This is a genomic window from Planktothrix mougeotii LEGE 06226 (genome assembly GCF_015207485.1).
Taxonomy (GTDB): Bacteria; Cyanobacteriota; Cyanobacteriia; order Cyanobacteriales; family Microcoleaceae; genus Planktothrix.
This window is the reverse complement of the sequence record NZ_JADEWU010000079.1, coordinates 1-20,178: the sequence shown is the minus strand read 5'-3', so window position 1 is coordinate 20,178 and position 20,178 is coordinate 1. Positions and strand designations below refer to the sequence as shown.

Annotated in this window: 21 protein-coding genes; 5 read left to right on the top strand and 16 right to left on the bottom strand. The window is 38.9% G+C overall.

Annotated features, from left to right (window positions below; translation table 11 throughout):
- Positions 1-7 precede the first annotated feature (7 nt).
- The 3 genes from gvpN to gvpA all read right to left on the bottom strand — a co-directional run bounded on the left by gvpN (position 8) and on the right by gvpA (position 2,758).
- Positions 8-1,189, bottom strand: a complete 1,182-nt coding sequence (gvpN, locus tag IQ236_RS22975) for a gas vesicle protein GvpN (RefSeq protein ID WP_193871440.1) — start codon at positions 1,187-1,189, stop codon at positions 8-10.
- A 122-nt stretch (positions 1,190-1,311) separates the two neighbouring features.
- Complete coding sequence (gene gvpC / locus IQ236_RS22970; RefSeq protein ID WP_193871439.1) at positions 1,312-2,334, bottom strand: gas vesicle protein GvpC; 1,023 nt, start codon at positions 2,332-2,334, stop codon at positions 1,312-1,314.
- A gap of 205 nt (positions 2,335-2,539) precedes the next feature.
- Entirely contained in the window at positions 2,540-2,758 is a 219-nt protein-coding gene (gvpA, locus tag IQ236_RS22965) for a gas vesicle structural protein GvpA (RefSeq protein ID WP_072717742.1), read from the bottom strand.
- 262 nt (positions 2,759-3,020) lie between these two features.
- Between gvpA and IQ236_RS22960 the strand changes: the two genes are divergently transcribed.
- The gene (locus IQ236_RS22960) at positions 3,021-3,803 is read left to right on the top strand and encodes a response regulator transcription factor (RefSeq protein ID WP_072717743.1); all 783 of its coding nucleotides are present in this window, start codon (positions 3,021-3,023) and stop codon (positions 3,801-3,803) included.
- A gap of 102 nt (positions 3,804-3,905) precedes the next feature.
- Here IQ236_RS22960 and IQ236_RS22955 read toward each other — a convergent pair whose 3' ends face one another.
- The 6 genes from IQ236_RS22955 to IQ236_RS22930 all read right to left on the bottom strand — a co-directional run bounded on the left by IQ236_RS22955 (position 3,906) and on the right by IQ236_RS22930 (position 8,261).
- Entirely contained in the window at positions 3,906-4,322 is a 417-nt protein-coding gene (locus tag IQ236_RS22955; RefSeq protein ID WP_072717744.1) for a CAAD domain-containing protein, read from the bottom strand.
- Positions 4,323-4,455: 133 nt separating this feature from the next.
- Positions 4,456-5,172: an energy-coupling factor ABC transporter ATP-binding protein gene (locus IQ236_RS22950; RefSeq protein WP_407676164.1), complete on the bottom strand. Its 717-nt coding sequence runs from the start codon at positions 5,170-5,172 to the stop codon at positions 4,456-4,458.
- Positions 5,173-5,242: 70 nt separating this feature from the next.
- On the bottom strand, positions 5,243-6,010 hold the full coding sequence (gene cbiQ, locus IQ236_RS22945) for a cobalt ECF transporter T component CbiQ (protein ID WP_193871438.1): 768 nt from the start codon (positions 6,008-6,010) through the stop codon (positions 5,243-5,245).
- 21 nt (positions 6,011-6,031) lie between these two features.
- The gene (cbiM, locus tag IQ236_RS22940; RefSeq protein ID WP_193871437.1) at positions 6,032-6,676 is read right to left on the bottom strand and encodes a cobalt transporter CbiM; all 645 of its coding nucleotides are present in this window, start codon (positions 6,674-6,676) and stop codon (positions 6,032-6,034) included.
- Positions 6,677-6,811: 135 nt separating this feature from the next.
- Entirely contained in the window at positions 6,812-7,321 is a 510-nt protein-coding gene (locus tag IQ236_RS22935; protein ID WP_193871436.1) for a carboxypeptidase regulatory-like domain-containing protein, read from the bottom strand.
- Between the two features lie 61 nt (positions 7,322-7,382).
- Positions 7,383-8,261, bottom strand: coding sequence for a DUF4382 domain-containing protein (locus IQ236_RS22930; protein ID WP_193871435.1), 879 nt, complete (start codon positions 8,259-8,261; stop codon positions 7,383-7,385).
- Positions 8,262-8,460: 199 nt separating this feature from the next.
- On the opposite strand from IQ236_RS22930, the gene IQ236_RS22925 reads away from it, so the two are divergent.
- The 3 genes from IQ236_RS22925 (at position 8,461) to IQ236_RS22915 (ending at position 10,348) form a co-directional block, all read left to right on the top strand.
- Positions 8,461-8,895: a ferritin-like domain-containing protein gene (locus IQ236_RS22925; RefSeq protein ID WP_072717749.1), complete on the top strand. Its 435-nt coding sequence runs from the start codon at positions 8,461-8,463 to the stop codon at positions 8,893-8,895.
- Positions 8,896-8,965: 70 nt separating this feature from the next.
- On the top strand, positions 8,966-9,898 hold the full coding sequence (locus IQ236_RS22920; protein ID WP_193871434.1) for an FTR1 family iron permease: 933 nt from the start codon (positions 8,966-8,968) through the stop codon (positions 9,896-9,898).
- A gap of 174 nt (positions 9,899-10,072) precedes the next feature.
- Positions 10,073-10,348 (top strand): hypothetical protein, encoded by a 276-nt coding sequence (locus tag IQ236_RS22915; protein WP_193871433.1) that lies wholly within the window; start codon positions 10,073-10,075, stop codon positions 10,346-10,348.
- A gap of 120 nt (positions 10,349-10,468) precedes the next feature.
- Here the strand turns inward: IQ236_RS22915 and IQ236_RS22910 are convergent, their stop codons facing one another.
- Positions 10,469-11,671, bottom strand: coding sequence for an FtsW/RodA/SpoVE family cell cycle protein (locus tag IQ236_RS22910; RefSeq protein ID WP_193871432.1), 1,203 nt, complete (start codon positions 11,669-11,671; stop codon positions 10,469-10,471).
- Positions 11,672-12,000: 329 nt separating this feature from the next.
- Between IQ236_RS22910 and IQ236_RS22905 the strand changes: the two genes are divergently transcribed.
- On the top strand, positions 12,001-13,269 hold the full coding sequence (locus tag IQ236_RS22905; RefSeq protein WP_193871431.1) for a glycosyltransferase: 1,269 nt from the start codon (positions 12,001-12,003) through the stop codon (positions 13,267-13,269).
- A 244-nt stretch (positions 13,270-13,513) separates the two neighbouring features.
- Here IQ236_RS22905 and IQ236_RS22900 read toward each other — a convergent pair whose 3' ends face one another.
- The 6 genes from IQ236_RS22900 to ylqF all read right to left on the bottom strand — a co-directional run bounded on the left by IQ236_RS22900 (position 13,514) and on the right by ylqF (position 20,145).
- Positions 13,514-13,861 carry a hypothetical protein gene (locus IQ236_RS22900; RefSeq protein WP_193871430.1) on the bottom strand — a complete coding sequence of 116 codons (348 nt, stop codon included), beginning with the start codon at positions 13,859-13,861 and terminating at the stop codon, positions 13,514-13,516.
- Positions 13,862-13,959: 98 nt separating this feature from the next.
- The gene (locus IQ236_RS22895; RefSeq protein ID WP_193871429.1) at positions 13,960-14,307 is read right to left on the bottom strand and encodes a hypothetical protein; all 348 of its coding nucleotides are present in this window, start codon (positions 14,305-14,307) and stop codon (positions 13,960-13,962) included.
- A 225-nt stretch (positions 14,308-14,532) separates the two neighbouring features.
- Positions 14,533-16,617 (bottom strand): FHA domain-containing protein, encoded by a 2,085-nt coding sequence (locus IQ236_RS22890; protein WP_193871428.1) that lies wholly within the window; start codon positions 16,615-16,617, stop codon positions 14,533-14,535.
- Positions 16,618-16,744: 127 nt separating this feature from the next.
- Positions 16,745-17,233, bottom strand: coding sequence for a hypothetical protein (locus IQ236_RS22885; protein WP_193871427.1), 489 nt, complete (start codon positions 17,231-17,233; stop codon positions 16,745-16,747).
- Between the two features lie 28 nt (positions 17,234-17,261).
- Entirely contained in the window at positions 17,262-19,010 is a 1,749-nt protein-coding gene (locus tag IQ236_RS22880) for a serine/threonine-protein kinase (protein ID WP_193871426.1), read from the bottom strand.
- Between the two features lie 301 nt (positions 19,011-19,311).
- Positions 19,312-20,145, bottom strand: a complete 834-nt coding sequence (gene ylqF, locus IQ236_RS22875) for a ribosome biogenesis GTPase YlqF (RefSeq protein WP_193871425.1) — start codon at positions 20,143-20,145, stop codon at positions 19,312-19,314.
- Positions 20,146-20,178: the final 33 nt, after the last annotated feature.

Below are 20,178 nucleotides of genomic sequence, written 5' to 3'. Positions count from 1 at the left end.
AGTTAAATTAATTCTCCTTCTGCACAGCAAAAAAACGATTATCCTGCTGTTTAAGATAGCCTTGTTTTAATAAAGAGCGCAATACATTCGTGGTTTGGACTCGATTTAATCCTAACGCCACTTCAATTTCTGAAACCCGCGCCCCTGTAGATTGTTGTAAATATTCATAAACTTTTTCTTCAATTTCTAAGTCATTGTTGTCCGTTAATAGTGTTTCCAACAGGAGTAAAGAATTCTGCTCAGAAGTGTCACCATCAGTTAATAGAATTTTGATCACTTTTTCTAATTTTCGGCGAGATTCTATTGATGGCAAACCTGTGCGAGATAATAAGACATCCGCACAAACGTCGATAAAATCTTGACTGTCTGCCTCAATAGCAATATCATGTTCATGACAGATTTTGGAAATCATTAATCCCGGTCTTAAACCTGACAATTTATTAATAGGGGCACGGAGATATTTCCCATCTTGGACAGGTTGAATGGCTTGTTTTGGGGTGGTTATTTCTAAATAAATTTTGATTAATTTAATGATTTTTTGAGCAGCTTCTGAAGAAATGCCAATTTTTTGAACTAAAATTTCTTGCTGTGTTTCCTCATCGGGTTCTGGCATATCAATGGTAATTAACCGATCTAATAACGCATCTTGAGTTGCATGAACTCCACAGTATTCCTCTGGGTTTGAAGTCAGAATGGCTCTAAAATGGGGATGAACTCGAATATATTCTGAATTATTATTACTAGGAGGAAGCACTAATAATTTTTCCTCTAAAGCGGAGAGTAAAACGTTATTTGCTTCGGGATGAGAACGGTTAAATTCATCATAAACCAGGGTAAACCCTTCTTTACAGGCTAGGGTTAGACGAGAATCAACCCAATTTTGTCGGAATTCATCTTCTAATTTAACCACACTATGAATAAAGTTATCGACTACTTTTTTGCGAGTATAGCCAAGTTGGTTGCCAATTAAATCGGAAGACTGGAGCTCGTCATCGCCAAAAATTAAGACAATGGGACGGTTTAATAAATCCGCTAAGTGCATCGCTATAGTCGTTTTCCCGGTTCCGGCTGGCCCTCGTAAATGCAGAGAAAACCCACTATGAAGATACCTCAACCCTCGAATGGTAAGTTTTTCAAGTGCTGGAGTATTGACAAAGCCTTTAGGACGAGCTTGAAGCACGGTAGTCATATTTTTAATTAAATTAACAGCTAAAACACTGCCGAGTTTAGACGTTATCGGCAGGCTTAATTAAATGTTATCGCAGGGAACAGAGAATAGAAACTAGGGAGGGTAAGGAAACCTCGCCCTTACTATTTTTTAACAGGAATATAAACGCGATCGCGTTGAGAAATACGTCCCTGTTGTAATAAGATCCGAATCGCATCGACAGTCTGCACCCGATTAATTCCCAGAGCTTGTTCAATTTCCGCTAATCGAGCACCATTCTCATGGCTTTGGATATAGTTGTAGACCCGTTGATCGAGAGTGACGGGTTCAAGTTGCAATGAGGTAGTGGTGGGTTGCGGTTGAACTGAACGCGGGGGCGTTTGGGGTTTAGGTGCGGGAGACTTAGCTTTTAAAGGAGGTTTTGAACTGAGAGGAGGTTGGGGGGTAGTGATAGCTGTTTTGGGAGGAATCGATTGGGGAGGGGTGACAACTGGGCTAGGTTCCCGGCGAGAATCGCCCCAAATACTATGTTGGAGTTTTAAATGATAGTCTTTCAGTTCGGCGCGAAAATGCCCCAAATCTTCAAATAACGCCTTCACGGTCTCTTGTCTTTGTATCCGACTTTGTTGGAGTTGTTGTTGTAACCCTTCTGCCATTTGTTGGTGCAGGCTGTCTAACTCCGCCAAATACTTTTGTACCGATTGGGATAGGGTTTGGCGAAATAACGCTAAGTCCTCAAGCAAAGGTTCCCGTAAGTCAAAACGCTGTTGCTGATAGTCTGCTAACAAACTTGTCACCGTATTTCCCAGGTCTTCTCGAAATTGCGATAACCGTTGATGCAGGTCAGCTGCAATTTCAGACCGTTCCTCAGAGGTTTGTTGCAGAAACTCCTCTACCTCTTTGGACAATTGCTGCATGAACTCTTCGAGTTGCTGTTGCAGTTCTTCGGCGAGTAACAAACGTTCTTCTTGGTTATTCGTTAATAAACCGTGAATTTGCTGTTGCAAATTCGTGACAAACTCTTGTCGAATTGCTTGATCGTCTAATGCTTGATTTTGCCGTTCCTGTTGCCAAAGAGTTAATGTCGTTTGAACCTGCTGTTGACGGTCTTGAACCGTCTGTTGGCGCTGGATGCGATCTTGTTGCCACTGGTCTTTCAAAGCCATAATTTCCAAACCCTCGTATCGGTGGATTGTGTCGTATTGGGCAATGGGTATGAGCCTTTAATCGGGTTAGTTGAACTTACATCCTAGCTGGATCAATCCTATAAAAGATTACTCTTGACAACTCTGACCCGCTCAAGCAATTTTCCATAACCTTAGCAAATCTTGGTGCTTTTTTGTTCCATACCCGTTGCTAATTTCAGAATTCTTAGACCGCAGGAACAGCCGCCTGTGAGGTTAAACCAACGGCTTCTGCATATTTGAGATAGGTTTCTACAGAAGCGATTACAATTCTCGCTTCAATAGCCAAAAGTTCGATCCCAACCAGGGAAACACGCACCCAAGCGTCAATGACAATCCCTTTATCTAAAATCCGATCAATCACTTCAGCCAGACTGGAGGATGAATTTACTTTTTCAACAGCCATGAGTCTATTGCTCCTTTTTGGTGGAAAGAACTGGGTATATCCTGATACAGTTCTTTGATGTCATCATACCCTAAACAACGACATTTTTGAGTCCCTTTTGTTACTTCTTTTTACAATTGCCGATATGGGGCTGGCTATTTGTTCATCAAACTTTACATTCTCAATAATGCTCTAACAAAAGTTTAAAATTTTTTACTATTCTATTATGGAACCCAATTCACATACACTGTGAAGACCGTAGCCCAAATTACTAGAGTAAATGATGCCCCGGATATTAGTCATAGATGATGACCCTGCGATCGCGGAACTGGTAGCCATCAACCTAGAAATGGCTGGCTACGAAGTTAGCCAAGCTGAAGATGGTATAAAAGGACAAGCTTTGGCAATGCAACTGTTGCCAGACTTAATTATTTTGGATTTGATGTTACCTAAAGTCGATGGGTTTACCATCTGCCAACGTTTACGTCGGGATGAACGCACGGCAGATATTCCGATTCTGATGTTAACGGCGTTAGGACAAACCCAAAATAAAGTGGAAGGGTTTAATGCAGGTGCGGATGATTATCTAACCAAACCCTTTGAGTTAGAAGAAATGTTAGCGCGGGTCAGGGCGCTCTTACGACGAACCGATCGCATTCCGCAAGCGGCTAAACATAGCGAAATTCTCAGCTACGGTGCTTTAACGTTAGTTCCCGAACGGTTTGAGGCGATTTGGTTTGAGAAAACCGTCAAGTTAACCCATTTGGAATTTGAACTGTTACACTGCTTGCTGCAACGTCATGGTCAAACCGTTGCTCCCAGTGAAATTTTAAAAGAAGTTTGGGGTTATGATCCCGATGACGATATCGAAACCATCCGAGTTCATATTCGTCATCTGCGAACCAAGATGGAACCCGATCCCCGTCATCCTCGATATATTAAAACGGTCTATGGTGCAGGGTATTGTCTGGAACTTCCGGGGAACGGTAAAGGAAACGCGGACGACCCCGCCATCGCTACAGAGTCTTCTGTAGATGGTAATGGAGTCAAGGGAAAGAAAAAGTAGGCATCAAGGGGAATAGGGGGAGTAGAGGAAGCAGGGGAAGCAGGGGGGGGAGAAATCATTAACTCCTATTTTCTGTCTCCTGTCTCCTTCCTCTATCTAAAGTTAGTCCCCGGTGATTTGTTCTTTGTAGGAATTAAATTCTTGAACTAATTCTTGACGGGTTGAAGCTTTTAGTAAGTAGCGGTAAACAAACCAAGCTGTATATCCCATGCCAATTAACTCAAAGGTAGGAGATAAAAGCGGAACATCATTGAGAGCATCAATGACCGCAAATAATACCTTCAGAGAAACAAGACCAGCTAAAATCAGAACAACGGTAATAATCGGTTTTTGGTAGGAGCCAAAAAAACTGGAGATATAACCCGGAAGTTCAGATAAAACCACGACAACTTTTTCTTTAATTTCATCAAACTGGGCATTGGCTGAAGTGGAAGTAATTGCACCCCCTGTTTCCACACTCACGTCTATTTGTGTTCCGCTAGACGTAGATGTGTCCGTGATCTTCGTGGGTTCTTGCATTTTTCGTCTCCTTGTTTAAAAAAATGTGCAGTACCAATCGATTTTAAGCGAGAGAGAACAGGTTTTTGTCAGAATTCAACGATTTAGAAGTTAATTTTCAGCCAATTGACAGACCTAGACTGTTCCCAAACGCTTAATAATCTAACGGTAAACCACACTGTTCTAGGGTGGATCGATTTTGCAACAATTCTTCAGTGGGTTGATCCACTTGTATCCTTCCTTGTTTGAGAATCATGGCCCGTTGGGTGACTTGGGAAATCCACTGTAAATCGTGGGACGCAATCAACATGACTTCCACCGGAAGTTGAGATAAAATTTGCGCCAGTTCTCGACGCCACCAAGGGTCAAGGCCATTCGTGGGTTCATCTAAGATTAAAATCCCAGGTTCTAAAGCTAAAACCGCCGCTAAAGCCGCGAGTCGTTTTTGTCCCCCGGATAATTCATAAACAGAACGATTTACACAGTCGGCTAACCCAAAATCTGCTAATAAATGAGTCGCTTGTACTAAGGCTTGCTCTGGGTCAACGCCATAGTTACAGGGGCCAAACATCACATCTTCTAAAATACTGGGCATAAACAGTTGATCATCGGGATCTTGAAAACAAAATCCCACCCGGCGACGAACTTCGGGTAAGGTGGTAGGTTGAACTGGAATTCCTTGAATCCAAATTTGACCGGAATTGGGTTGTTTTAATCCAATTAAATTTTCCATTAAGGTACTTTTTCCGGTTCCCGTTTGCCCTAATAAAGCAATCCGTTCTCCGGCGGTTAAGGAAAAGGAAATCCCTTGCAAAATCGGATTTTGCTGGGAATAACCAAAGACTAAATCTTGGACAAAAACAGCAGGAATGGGGGAGGCAGTTTCTCCCACGATAGAAATAGAGGGGTTTAAATAAGAATAACTCAAGGTTCAAGATCCACTAAAGAAACAGTTCAAATCCAATTAAGCTAGAGGCTATTAGTAAGGTGAGTAATAGAGCGATCGCACTATAACCATCTAGGGTAACTTTTTTTGGAGTTCGGAGTTGAGTTGGGGCTCCATATCCTCTTAATTGCATAGCTTTGTAAACTTGTTGGGATTGTTGATAACTTCTGATTAACAAACTTCCCGTTAAAGCCGCATAAATTTGTAAATTTCTCCGACTGATATTCCGAGGTTGAAACCCTCGCAATTGGGTTGCCCGTTGCATTTTTTGGAATTGATGTCCTAATTCAAATAAATAACGATAGGAAATCAACATAATATCTGTTAAAATGGGAGATAAACCCAGCGATCGCAATCCTTTAATCAAGGTTAAAAAAGAACTGGTTCCCAATAAAACTAATCCTAACGTAAAAATTGCTAAAAATCGGCTGGCAATTAATAAAACAGCTAGGCAACCTTCCTGCCTAATCGTGATTATTCCCCCCTGCCAAATAATGGTATTTCCTGACAAAAACGGTAATAATCCCACCACTCCGACTAAGAAAAAACCCGGATAGGTTAACCGACGCAGAAGAAATTCCAGGGGAAGTTGAGACAGGGAATAAAATAAAACAGTAATTGTTAAAATGACCGGGACTAAACGTAAATCCTCCACTGAAGCAAAGGCAAACATTAAAACCAATAATCCAATAATCTTGGCACGCACATCCCATCGATGCACCGGGGAATTAACATTGGCATACTCATCAAAACTAAAATTCATGGAGATAACCACAGGAACAGATCAATTGATTAAGATTTCGGGTTTAACTCGCCGTAAAAAATTCACAACCATTGCGGTAAAAATTCCCTCAATAAAAATCAACGGGACATGAGCTAACATTAATCCATAAATCGCTGCTTTTTCAGTGTCCTGATCCCAAGCTGAGGGTAAATGAGTAATCACAAGACTAAAAAATAAAAGGGCTGCTAAACCGACCCCCACAGCACCCGATAAAAAGCCAAACAAATTTAAGGATAAAGTTGCACTCAGTTTCAGCTTGGTTTTGTTGCGGAGATTAAAAATAAAACCCGCAATTAAAGCAGGAATTCCCATAATCACAGCATTGATTCCCAGGGTTGTTAATCCTCCATGTCCAAACATCACCGCCTGAAATAATAAGCCTACAAAAATTGCGGGAAACGCATACCAACCTAATACCGCTCCTAATAGTCCATTTAAGACAAAATGCACACTGGCAGGGGGGATAGGAAGATGAATTCCCGACGCTACAAAAAAAGCGGCTGTTAGTAAAGCAGCTTGCGGAATTCCCTCACTGGGATTAGATTGTCGATTAAGTTGTCGTAGGGAATACCAAAGGGTTAAACTGGTGATTGCATAGCCACTAATCAGAATTTTACTAGGAAGAATTCCTTCGGAAATGTGCATAAAATTTTACTCGATAATTAGCATTATTCCATGTTGGTTCTGACCTGTATTTGAAGAATCGTTAAACGGATAATCAAATCCTAACGATTGAGATAGAATTATCCTCTATCTAAAGAATTAATTCTGATTGTAACATCAAGATTTAGGGCTAACTATCTCTCTGTCTAGCTCTGGAGATAAACGCGGTGCTTTTGAACGCTGAAAAAATAAAGCCGTCCCGATACAACCCCAAATCACAGAAGCGATCATCACGCCTTTTTGGAGAGGACTCAACTCAGCTTTATTTTGAGTTAAAGCAGTCGATTTCCCCGTGAGAACATTTTTAGATTCCAGGGGAATAGTAATTAACGCTCCGTGACCCGCTTGACGCACTTTGACTTCCCAATATCCTGTTTTTTTGACATCTGGTGTAAAGGTAAAAGAGCCTTTATCATCGGTTAATCCTTCTTTCCAAGGTTGGGTCGGATTATCGGGAGCATAAACCGTCACTTGGGCTTTTTTCATGGGAAACCCTGAGTCATACAGAGCTTTAATTTCAACGGCTGAAGTGAGTTGATATTCGGCTTTTGCTCCATGAGCGATCGCTCGTTCTTGTACACTTAAAATGGGAAACAAGAGGAACACAATGATCCATTGGTATTTCATATTGTCTACCTCCTAATTTATGATATTCTTCTAATTGTAAACAATTTTTGAACAATCGGTTTTACTTTTTCAACGTTAATTCTTGACAATGACCTTCCCCAACGTGAGCCATACTGGGTAAAATATTCATTAATGTTTGATAATCAGCCGGAGATAATTTTTGTTTAAGTGTGGGTAAATCCGCTACTAATTCTCCATTGGTAGCAATTTTTGACAAAGGTTCAAAACCCAAAGCCGTTGTATTGGGTTCTTCCGTCGCTGGGATTTTTCCATTTCCAAATAAATGATCAAAATGGAAGGTTGCTTCTAAATCGGCTTTTCCTCCAGGCTGCAAAACACCCTTTCGTTGCTCTCCGACATAATCTCCACACAAAAACTGCATTTCTTGATCAAATTTGAGAATAAAAGGAACTTGTTGATCTCCTTTTTTTGCCACCCCTTCTATGACCATGACTTGACCTGCTAATATTCCTTCGGTTCCCTTGTTCAAATTCCACGAAATCGCGTTATACTTGCCAGGAGGAGCCGGAACTTCATTAATGACAATCGCCTGAGTATTTTCATCTCCTTCGGCTAAATCAACCGTTTTTTTTATGACTAAACTAATACTTGTTTTAGCAATCGGTTGACCTCCAGCCTCCGGGTTATAAGGGGGATCAGATTGATAAGCTGTTGCTTCACCAAAGTTGAGATAAACATGATCAAAATTGATGTTCCACCCATCTTTAGAAACCAATCCTTTCCGCACAAAATCTTCTCCATTTGCTTGAAATTGTATTAAACCCATTTCCCCGGTTTGGGTTGAATTGGGAGTAATTTGGGCTTGGGGAGTTTCTGATGTAGATGTTGAAGCAGTTGGAGTCTGAGGTTGAGAACAGCCGATTAGCGTAGCTACAATAAACCCCATTAGACAACTGCGCTGAATTTGTTGTTTTTTCATCTAAAGCTGCTCAATACAATCTTTCATCCTCTAGGAAACAGGTTTTTTCCTGTTATTGCAATACCCCCCTAGGGCATTAAAATCTGATTTAAGTCTTAAGAATTAATTCTGAAGATAGGCAACAATTTTAACTTCTTTCTTCCCCAGGGGAGAAACTCTTGTCATAATAGGTAAAGTGTTTTTAGGTTAAAGACAAACCATGAGAGATCTAGATCAAGGAAAAGCGATTGAATTACTCAACACGATTATGGAGTTTGAATTGGCTGGAGTGGTGCGCTATACCCATTATTCACTCATGGTAACAGGGCCAAATCGTTTACCCATTGTACAGTTTTTCAAAGCTCAAGCTACAGAATCGTTGCTTCATGCTCAACAAGCGGGAGAAATTCTCACGGGTTTAGAAGGACATCCCAGTCAAAAAATTGCCCCCATTGAAGAAAGCTATCAACATTCTGTTAGGGACATTCTACAGGAAAGTTTGGCTCATGAACGCAAAGCTTTAGAATTATATAAAGATTTGCTAGAAATTGTTGAAAATGCGAGTATTTATTTGGAAGAATATGCTCGGACAATGATTGGTCAAGAAGAATTACATAATATTGAAATCAAGAAGATGTTGCGAGACTTTAGTTAAGTCCAAAAAACATTTGTAGGCTGGGTTATGCCCAGCTTATCTAATTTTTTAGATTATTAACACAAGGGATATGGATATTACAGCTGCTTTACCAACATTTTTAATTACCTTACGAGAAGGATTTGAAGCTGCTTTAGTGGTGGGAATTGTTCTCGCGTGTTTAAAAAAAGCCGAACAAAGTCATCTGAATTCCTGGGTCTTTTCTGGAGTTGTAATTGGCATTCTGGCGAGTGCAGTCTTTGGCGTTCTATTTGGCTGGTTAATTCAAGGAATTGCCACCTCTGAACATCCTTATGCTCCAGTCTTTGGCGAATTTTTAGAAGCCGGAATTGGTTTATTTGCCATTACAATGTTAAGCTGGATGTTGATTTGGATGACCCAACAAGCTAAATCCTTAAAAGCTGAAGTAGAAGGAGCAGTTAAAGCTGCTATTGATAATAATAAAATAGCCGCAGGTTGGGGAATTTTTGGATTAATTTTTATTGCCGTTTTACGGGAAGGTCTGGAAACCGTTATTTTTATCTTAGCCACATTTCAACAAAGTATCATGGCTGCTATTGGGGCAATTTTAGGGTTATTTGTAGCCGCAGGATTAGGGCTATTATTATTTAAGTGGGGAGTAAAAATCAATATTCGGTTGTTTTTCCAAATCATGGGAGTGTTTTTGTTATTAATTGTTGCCGGGTTAATCATTTCGGTTCTCAGACATTTAGATGCAGGGGTAGGAATATTAGCTCAACTCAATTCTAACTATGCCGGATTTTGTTTAACTCAACCAGCTTCCTGTTTATTAGGAAATTTAGTCTTAAATGCTGAGGAATTTTTACCCGATCAACAATTTCCCGGTATCGTTCTCAAAGCGTTATTTGGCTATCGAGATCACTTGTATGTTGTGCAAATTGTGAGTTACTTCCTGTTTTTAATTACAGTGGGAGGCTTCTATTTACAAGAAGTTAATGGAAAAGTAAGCCTACCTTTAAAACCCCCAAAAACTGCTTCTTAATCAGATTAAAATTAGGGAATACCTGGCTTTATTAACAGGCAAACTTAAAAACATTTAAACCCAAACACAATTCCTGCTTTCGGGATTGCCACCTGTCAGGGACTAATAGTATGATTCCCTGACAAGATTGGGTATACTGATAGTAGTCCTTAATTTATCCAAAATAAGTCAATTATGCTAAAGTTTGTCATTGCAGCTTTAGTGGCTTTAGAAATCCTGTTACTGAATTCTTGGGGGCTTCCCCCTGCCAATGCCACATCTCCCGGCGCAGAAGTCTATATTTGGGATTATGCTTCTGTTGGAAGTCATGAACTCGTTTGCAAAAAAGTTGTTTTCCATCCCAAAAATCAACCTCTCCCTTCCGGTGCAGAAGTGCAACCGGTCAGGATTGATTCTCGAATTGTGAATGATGCTGATTGTAGCCCTTTAAAAAAACTGATCGCTCAATAAAATACTATAGGAAAGAAAATTGAAAAAAACTCAAAAAAAAGTATTCAATTTTCTTTCTTTTTTATATTGGCAATAAACCCTTTCGATGAATTATTCTTAACTAAAATTGACTCCTCTGATTTAACGTCTCCGTGATCGCTCTTTTCTCCCACGTTGGTCTTGAGTAGAACGATGTTCTGCTAAAGAAATCACACTGGCTTCATTTTCTTCTCTAGCTACGCGAATTAAGAACGCTGCTAAAGCCAAACTGGCAATCATTGAACTTCCGCCATAACTAAATAGAGGTAAAGGTAAACCAGTGGTGGGTAAAACACCCGTTGCTACCCCAATATTTAAGAGAGATTGTCCGACCATAACAACCATTACCCCAATGGCGACTAATTGATGTTCAATTTGTCGTGCTTTCAGGGCGACTCGTAGAGCTAGGGTTCCATAAATTGTTAATAATAATAATAATAAAATTCCGCCCATAAAGCCAAATTCTTCTGCATAAACCGAGAAAATAAAATCACTATATTGAATCGGTAAATAATAGATTTTTTGGTGAGATAATCCCAATCCCGTCCCCCAAAACCCCCCAGAACCCACGGCTAGAAGACTTTGTACTAACTGGTATCCATCCCCCATCGGATCAGCCCAAGGATTTAAAAAGGATAAAACTCTTCGTCTTTGATATTCTTTAATACTAATACTTAAGGTGGCTAAAAGTATCCCCCCTAAAGCCGTGCTCCCTAAATAGTAAAACGGCAATCCTGCGGCTAAGGCTACTAACCAAAGGGTCATCCCACAAAGGGCGGTGGTACTTAAGTTAGGTTGCAATAAAATCGATAATAATACAGTTCCAAAAATTCCTAACCAAATCAACCGAGATTTCCAACTTAAACGAAACCAATTGCCAAAAAAACGGGCACTTTGTAAGACAAGAAAAGGCTTCATTAACTCTGAAGGTTGAATCGGAATCGGCCCGATAGAAATCCAGCGAGTTGCACCATTAATGGTTGTTCCTAATCCGGGAACTAAGGTGAGAAATAATAATCCTAGAACAATTAAAACTCCCCATTGAGCAATTTTTAACCAAAATTTCAGAGAAGATTGAACAATAAAACTAAATCCCAATAATCCTACAACTGTCCAGATTAATTGACGTTTAAAATAATATAATCCATCTCCCTGTTCTGCGTAAGCAATGGGATAAGAAGCGGAAAACATGATAATTAAACCCACAAATAACCAGAGAAAGGTTATCCAATGTAACCATCGAGCTTCCGTTGACCAATGGGTCACAGAAGAGGTAAAAAACGGGAAAATTTGTCTTAAATTCATCCAAGCAATACAACCGTAAACGGGAGTATAGAGTTATTGTTCATTCTCAGTATTTTAAGTTCAAAAGGATTAAATTGACACCAAACCCAACATTAATTTCTGCACAGCAACCCCGAATCGAAATTGAACCTTTGAACGCTGAATTGTTCTCCGCGAACAGTGAAAAGCACAATTCGTGATAAAATGATATAGGAATTTTGACTGATTTTTTCAGATCAACGGCAAAACTCGCCGTTTTTTTCATAGTCCTTCCTCGGAAAATTCCCCCTGTTTCGGTGTAATAGGGGCTGTAACCGTCTCCCTCTTGACATCCGTTTAATTTCCTCTCTATGACATTTCAACCCCGAACACCCGTAGCATTAATTTCGATTCATGGCGATCCCGATATTGCCATCGGACAGGAGGAAGCCGGAGGACAAAATGTGTATGTCCGTCAGGTGGGGGAAGCCTTAGCTGCTTTAGGATGGCCAGTGGATATGTTCACCCGCCGAAGTCATCGGGATCAACCTCTGATTGTTCAGCATCGCCCCAATTGTCGCACGATTCGATTAATTGCTGGCCCGGAAGAATTTATTCCTAGAGATCAAGGATTTCCTTATTTATTGGAATTTGTGGAAAAATTTCAAAAATTTCAAGCCGAAACCGGGATACAATATGAATTAATTCATACCAATTATTGGTTATCGGGTTGGGTCGGATTGGAATTAAAAAAACATCAACTTTTACGACAAGTTCATACTTATCATTCTTTAGGAATTGTTAAATATCAAGCCGTTTCTGATATTCCTAAAATTGCTCAAACTCGATTAAATGTTGATAAACTTTGTTTAGAAACCGCAGAGCGAGTTGTTGCGACTAGCCCCCAAGAACAACAGTTTTTACGAGAATTGGTGTCTGAGATTGGAAGCATTGATATTATTCCCTGTGGAACTGATATTGATCAATTAGGTCAAGTTTCTAAGGCAGATGCCAGAAAAAAGTTAGGATTCGATCTCCAAGGAAAACTGGTATTTTATATTGGTCGATTTGATCCTCGAAAAGGAATAGAAACTTTAATTAGGGCGATCGCAAATTCTAAATTTCGCTATGATCCTCAGTTAAAATTAATCATTGGCGGGGGTTCTCGTCTGGGGTGTAGTGATGGATTAGAACGCGATCGTTTGGAAAAAATTGTTGATGAATTAGGGTTAAATGATATTACCGAATTTACAGGCCGAATTTTAGATGAAGACCTACCATTATATTATCGAGCGGCGGATGTTTGTGTGGTTCCCAGCCATTACGAACCCTTTGGTTTAGTCGCAATTGAATCTATGGCAAGTTATACTCCTGTAGTCGCTTCTAATGTAGGGGGATTAAAATTTACAGTGATTCCTGAAGTTACGGGGTTATTATGTCCGCCAAAAGATGAGATGGCTTTTACTGAAGCGATTGATCGAATTTTATCTCATCCTAACTGGTCAAAACAACTGGGAGAAGCGGGAAGAAAAGAAGTAGAAACCCAATTTAGTTGGCAAGGGGTTGCCTTAAAATTAAGTGATCTTTATACTCAACTTCTGAGTCAACCCGCCCATAAATTAAATATTGAAAACCATTAAACTCTAGCAATCTTTAACGGCAACGTTAAATTCTTTAAACATCGGCTTTGATTAATTATGGGGTAGGTAGGGTTCCGACACGTTTTATGAGTGCTACAGAATCCCCCCGGTAGAGACGTTGCATGCAACGTCTCTACCGGGGAAGCAGAAGCTTTACATTGTTTTCACCGAATTAGTAGAATTATCCATTACTGGAGAAAAAACCCGGTTTTTGTATCAGTCCTAAATCTGTTATTTTTGATGATTATACATCTAAATAATCAATAGCAGCTTGAGTGAGAACCATTTCTTCCTGAGTTGATACTCCATCTGTGTTTAAATCAGCCATTTGGATATCTCCATCAGGAGTGTACACAACATCAGATACTTCATCTCCCGTGAGATCAATTCCTGTAGAAATTACATCACCACTCCCAGGATTTAATTCAATGAATTGATCCATTTTCTGATCGAAATCGTTATCAACTTCAACTGAAACAGCATGGGAGATTCCATCCTCATCCCAATCTTTATAATTAACGACAACATCATTGTGACCATCGGTATTAACATCATAACCGACTTCGTAGTCACCTGAACCTGAATAAGTCATAAGTCTTGCTCCTCCAGTTTGAATTAAGTTATGATTTGAAAAAAGTTAAGACAGATTTTATCCGTTTGAAAGCAATTTGCTATTAGCGATATCGTTAATTAGAGTTCAGCGAGGGATGATTCTGCTGCTTCTGTAATCGAAGTATCTTCAGGTGCAGTAGTTTGACTCTCAACACTAAAATTGACCATACTGATATCAAAAGTGCCGTCATTATCCGTATCAATATAACCCGTATCAGGGACACTATCATAATCAGTATCAGCTATAGCTGTATCCATGATTCCATCATAATTAGTGTCACCAATAATCACATCTACAAGACCATCAGCATTGGTATCAACTTCAACATAATCAGACTGACCATCAGCATTGGTATCGTAAGCAGTACCCGTGTAATTACCGCTTTCTAAATCTGTGGAAGCTTCTACATCTCCAGAATAAGTCATACAGATTTTTACCTCAATTAACTGTCTCCTATTCTAGTGAAAAATTTTAGAAATCATCAACGATTTTTAGTGATATTAATATTTTTTAATATTTTAATAAAAATCGCTTTTGCCAACTCAAGAAACCCGGTTTATTTAAGAAATCGGGTTTCTAAGTTAACTTCCTTTAAAATTAGGAAGTATTGGTTAAAATAAGAACTATCCATAAAACGGATATATATCTGATCATGATGCAGATTCCCCCTTAAGGATTTTCAACAGTTCAGCTTTATCTTTTTCTAAATTAGTTAATTGAGTTTGATATTGTTTGAACTTTTGTTCTGTTTGAGTTAAATCAGATGATATCCGTTCAACCTCTTTTTTAATTGTGTCAGTAAGAGCTTGATCAGTAACAGTCAGATGATAAGTAATATTACGAGAAACTTTCTCGACCATTGACCTAGCGATCGCTTTATAATGTCCAGATAACTCTCTTTTCAATGCGATTATTTGTTGTTCCTGTTGTCTCTTTTGACCTTGAAAAAAAGCCTGATTTGCACCCGCTAAATTCATCACCCCCATCATCAGAGGAATAGGGTTTCCCCCAACTACAGACATTCCTCCCAACATTGCTATTCTGACAACATCCATCGCCAGTCTACCTGTCCCTCCATTGGCGGGATTTTGAGGTGAATCAGTCGGTTTTACATACTCATCTTCCAACAATTTATCCACCTCAAAATTGCGATGAGATGATAAGTTTACTGGATAACCCGGAACTAATTTGAGAGAGGTTTGACTTCTTTGAAGGAACGTTTGTAAACCGCCTTCTGCATAAACCCAGAGAATGTTTTGCCATTCTAATTTTGCCCATTCACAAACTTGGAATTGACAAAAACGAATTAAATAATCATGCAGAGTTTCATTTTCTCGGATGGGAAAACCAGAAGTTGCTGAAGGTAACTCTACTTTTAATTGATTTCCGTCTTTTTTTACTTGCAATTCTTGTTCTACTAAACATTGAATTTTATGCAGCAGACTATTGTTAATCTGTGGATCAATAAAACGCTGTTTGGATTCGGGAAAATCCGACAGTTTTATTTCATTAATAATTTTGTTTTTATTTTGATTAATTTCTTGTGATTTTAAATTGATTTTTTGTTTCAACGCTGGGATATTCTGAGGCGTTAATCCTGTAGTTACAATTTCTTGGTTTTGGGTTTTTAATTTATTGTTTTGTTCATTAATAAATTTTTCTATCCGCGAAACTTGACTAATAAAATCTGCTTTTATTCTCTCTTTCAAAATATCTTCTGCTTGCTGATTTAATAAATTATTCAAAACTTGACAAAACAGATGATCTTCATTTCTTGATAAAGTTTGTGATGAAGTGCTGTAAAAATCAGCATAAAAAGGTTGTAAAGGTAAACAAGTTTGGATCACAGAAAGCTGATTACTATTTTGAGGGTTAATCAATTCTGTTAAACGCTTGATATTTTCCTGATTTCGTTGGGAAAATTGGAGATTATCTGTTGATGTATCCCAAACGATGACAAACTTAAATAACTGGGTTTTAGTAACTTTTTCTATTAACTGTTGTTCAACATCATTGATGGGTTGTGAGGGATTTAACACTAAACAAAATAGATCACAGTTAGTCCAGAGTTGGTCATATTGAGGAAGTTGGGTGACTTTAGTTTCTGAGGATTGAAATTCAAAAATTAATTCAGGACTTTTAAAGCTGAATTGATGATAACCCAGGGTAATGCGATCGCCTTTTTTTAATTGTTTTTTCCCTAATACTTTTTCCCCATTAACATAAGTTCCATTTGTACTTTTATCCTGAATTTCCCAACTGGGTTGAAGATTTCCAGAAGCCAAAATCGGAATAATTTCCGCATGATAGTTACTGACTAAACCACACTCAGAAAGTTTGATTTGACATTGACTTCCACGACCCAGAGAGATTTTTTCAGTCAGAGATAATTTGTAAGATGTCGGTTGTGTTCCAGTGGTGACAGAGGGTTGTAAAATTAATTGTGCTAATTGGATGGTTTGAGTTTTTTCTAAGGTTTGGGGAAAAGGAATGGTTTTGAACTGATAGCTAGATAATAAATTAGGATAGTGATTAATAAAATTTTCCATTGCTATCCTCTGTACTGGAAACCGACTGACCCAATTAACTCGCAGTTTTCCGGTTTGCAGGGTTTGAGTTAGTCTTCTTAAATTATCTCTAACTTCAATCAATGGAGATCCAGGTTTGACTCTAGCATTGACAAATTTTTCAACTGAATCAATTCGTTGCAAAAGTTTAGTGAATTTTTCAGACATAAATTTTCACCATTGATAGGAAAATTTCGTTAATCATGTCTTTTTGAAGAATAGTCAATGCAGTGACCGCTATAGACTATAATCACTCCAGATGTACCAGTCAAATTAGATAACGATCACTCCAATATTATGCTTGGGAAAATAGTCCAATTAAGATCAGTAACCAGAAAAGTACACCAAAAATAATCCAAGCTACTTGCCCTCCTGTAAAACCTTCTCTAATCATCAGTCTTCCACCTTCTTCTTGTTCCCAATAGTAATTAACAGCTTTTAAAATACTTACTAAGGGGATCAAAGACAGGAAACCAAGCAGAAAAAGCAAATTTGACAACACAATGAAAAACCAATACAATGCTGTTATTCCGCCTGCTGATGGTCTATTAGGGTATCCTTCCTTTTCAGCTAGATGAAAAACTTTTTTAGCGAGACTATATATCGTAAACCCAAAAAACCAAGCATAAAGCCAAGGATTAATGTTCAAATCATCTTTTTCCTTAAGAAATTTCCATTGCTTGTGGCACCAAGGTATTTGGTAAAGCCCAAAAGTAATAACATATAAAAAGCAAAATTTTCCAATAGGTAAAACGTTAGAATATTGTTGATTAGAGTTGGTCATGTCGGTTCTCCTAATAAGGTAATATGAACTAAGATAAAGGTTGCCAAATTTTTATCATGCCATCACCACAACCACTAATGATAGCCTGTTGATTGTGACTGAAAGCTACGCAATTTACTGATTTTGAATGCCCAGAAGTAGTAAAAATTTCTCCCCCTGTCTGTAAATTCCAAAGTTTAATGTTACCGTCTCTCAAACCAGCAACTAATGTTGTATTATCCGGTGCAATTGCAATACTATTTACTTTACTGTTTAGGGTCAAAGTTTTTAATAAATTGCCTGTTTCCAGATTCCATAGTTTAATTGTGCCATCATTACTCCCACTAGCAACTGTCTTACCATTAGGAGAAATAGTGATCGCCCACACACTATCTAAATGTCCAGTACAATTGAATATTAATTTTCCATTAGCCAAACTCCAAATTTTCACAGTATTGTCAAGACTAGCACTAATCACTTTTTGACCGTCAGGTGTTATTAAAACAGCCGTAACTGAGTTAGTATGACCTAGCAAATTTCTGAGTAGACCGCGAGTTCCTAAATGCCAAACTTTAATCGTTTTATCTCGACTTCCACTAACTAGAGTTTGACCATCCTGATGAAGATCTATACTGTTAATACAGTCTTTATGAGCATTAATCGTAGCAATCAAATTGCCTTGGTGTAGATGCCATAATCTCAGTTTATTATCTAAGCTACCACTGATCAAAATATTAGCCTCTGGAGTGATTTTAACACACTTGTAATAAGTTGAATCAGGCTTCATAAATCCTGGAACAATAGTAAATGTGCGAATTAATTTACTACTCGCTACTTCCCATAGCTTAATTGTATTATCATCACTAGCACTAGCGAACTGCTGACTATTTGAAGTTAAAACTAGATTATTAACACTGGTTCTATGTCCTATTATCGTTTGTACGCATTTCCATTGACTAGGATTATCAATAACAATACCTAACTCTTTTTGTATATCTTTTGCAGATTGATAGCGATTACCCGGAATATAAGCTATCATTTTACTAAGAATATTTGCTAAATGGTCACTAATTTGGGGTGCAAAACGCTTCCAGATAATCTCACCTGTTTGGGGATCAGAATATTGCATTTGTAAGTCAATGGCACTGATTCCCGTAGCAGCTTCTATCGCCATCATTCCGATTGCATATAAGTCAGAAGATGGAGACACATTGCCTTGTTTTTGTTGATGTGGCATATAACCTTCTGTTCCAACAATAACAGTAGTTCTGACTTGATTTTGCTGGGTAATAATTAATTCAGAAGAAATCACTTGCTTGATGGAACCAAAGTCAATTAATACTAATTTTTGATCGTATTTTCGGCGGATAATATTGTTAGGTTTAATATCTCGATGAATCACACCTTCGTTGTGAATAAAATCAAGAATTGGTAATAGCTCTCGCAGCATTCCATTCACTTGATTTTCTGACCAAGGTTGACTCGGTACAATGTATTGACTAAGGGGATGACCTTCAATATACTGCTGGACAAGATAAAATTGATCTCCTTCCTCAAAGTGATCTAACAAACGAGGAATCTGGGGATGATCCCCCAAGCGCCCCAGAGCATTAATTTCCTGTTCAAATAAACGCCTAGCTAAGTTGAGAGTTTTGGGATCAGCAGGTCTCAGTTGTTTAACCACACAATGGGGTTTACCTGAGAGGCTGAGATCTTCAGCGAGGTAGGTTATCCCCTGTCCACCCGTTCCCAGTTCTCTGACGATCTGGTAACGATTCTTTAAGATTCGCCCGTTCATAATTCGCTCAAATTTTTATTGATTGAGGGCTTGACGAATAGATGGTGATATTTTATCAGTGTTGAAAAAAAAATCAAGTTTGATTTAAAAGTCAATATTTAGTGCTCATAATAGAGTTAAAATCTTAAAATAAATGATATAAAAACCAGATTATATATGAGGTTTGATCTCGCAATACGTTTTTTTTAGAAGAAACCCTGTTTCTTAAACAACATCCTAACTTGAATCCAAAATGGGTTGCAGACTGTGTGACAACCCTTTTTATATCCTGTTTTTTCTAAAATGTTGAACCCATCCCAACTTAATCAGGCGGTAATTCTAAGGCAATATTTCCTAATAATCCCTTGCGAAAATCATTTAATAATTGACGGGCGGTTCTTTCGACATCCCCTTTATGTCGATGTTCTGCTAATTCTTGTAAATAAATATCCCCACTGAGGGCATTAAATTCCAATTGATACCGCGAGGCTAATAAATGTTGTAAATTCAAATCTTGTAAGAATTCTATTAATGCCACAGCCACTTGTTGATTTTCATAAGCCGCTTCCCCAATATCTTCACAGATGGCTAATTTTAACGCATCTTCTTGTTTTCTGATTTGAGTCGGAATCACCCCCGGCGCATCCAATAATTCCAAAGTCTCCGAAATTCTCACCCATCTTAACTGACGAGTTACCCCCGCCCGTCGGGCACTATCCACAACCCGGCGCTTTAATAACCGATTAATTAACGCCGATTTTCCCACATTAGGAAACCCAATCACCACCGCCCGCACCGGACGGGGTAACATTCCCCGTGAGGCCCGTTTTTCATTCATTTGCACCCCGGCTAATTGGGCGGCTTTAGCCACCGCTTCCACCCCATTCCCCAACTGAGCATTGGTAAAATATGCCGTTTCCCCCCGTTGTTGAAACCACTCTTCCCACTGTTTCTGAATATGAGAAGGAATCATATCCATGCGGTTAATCACTAACACTTTCGTTTTACTCCCCACCCACTGGGGAACTTGGGGATGATGGGTGGCCAAAGGAATCCGAGCATCTCGTACCTCCAACACCACATCCACCCGTTTCAGTTGTTCGGTGAGGGTGCGTTCCGCTTTAGCAATATGACCGGGATACCATTGGATAGACATAGGGGTTTAGGGCAGGGGGAAGGGGAGACAAGG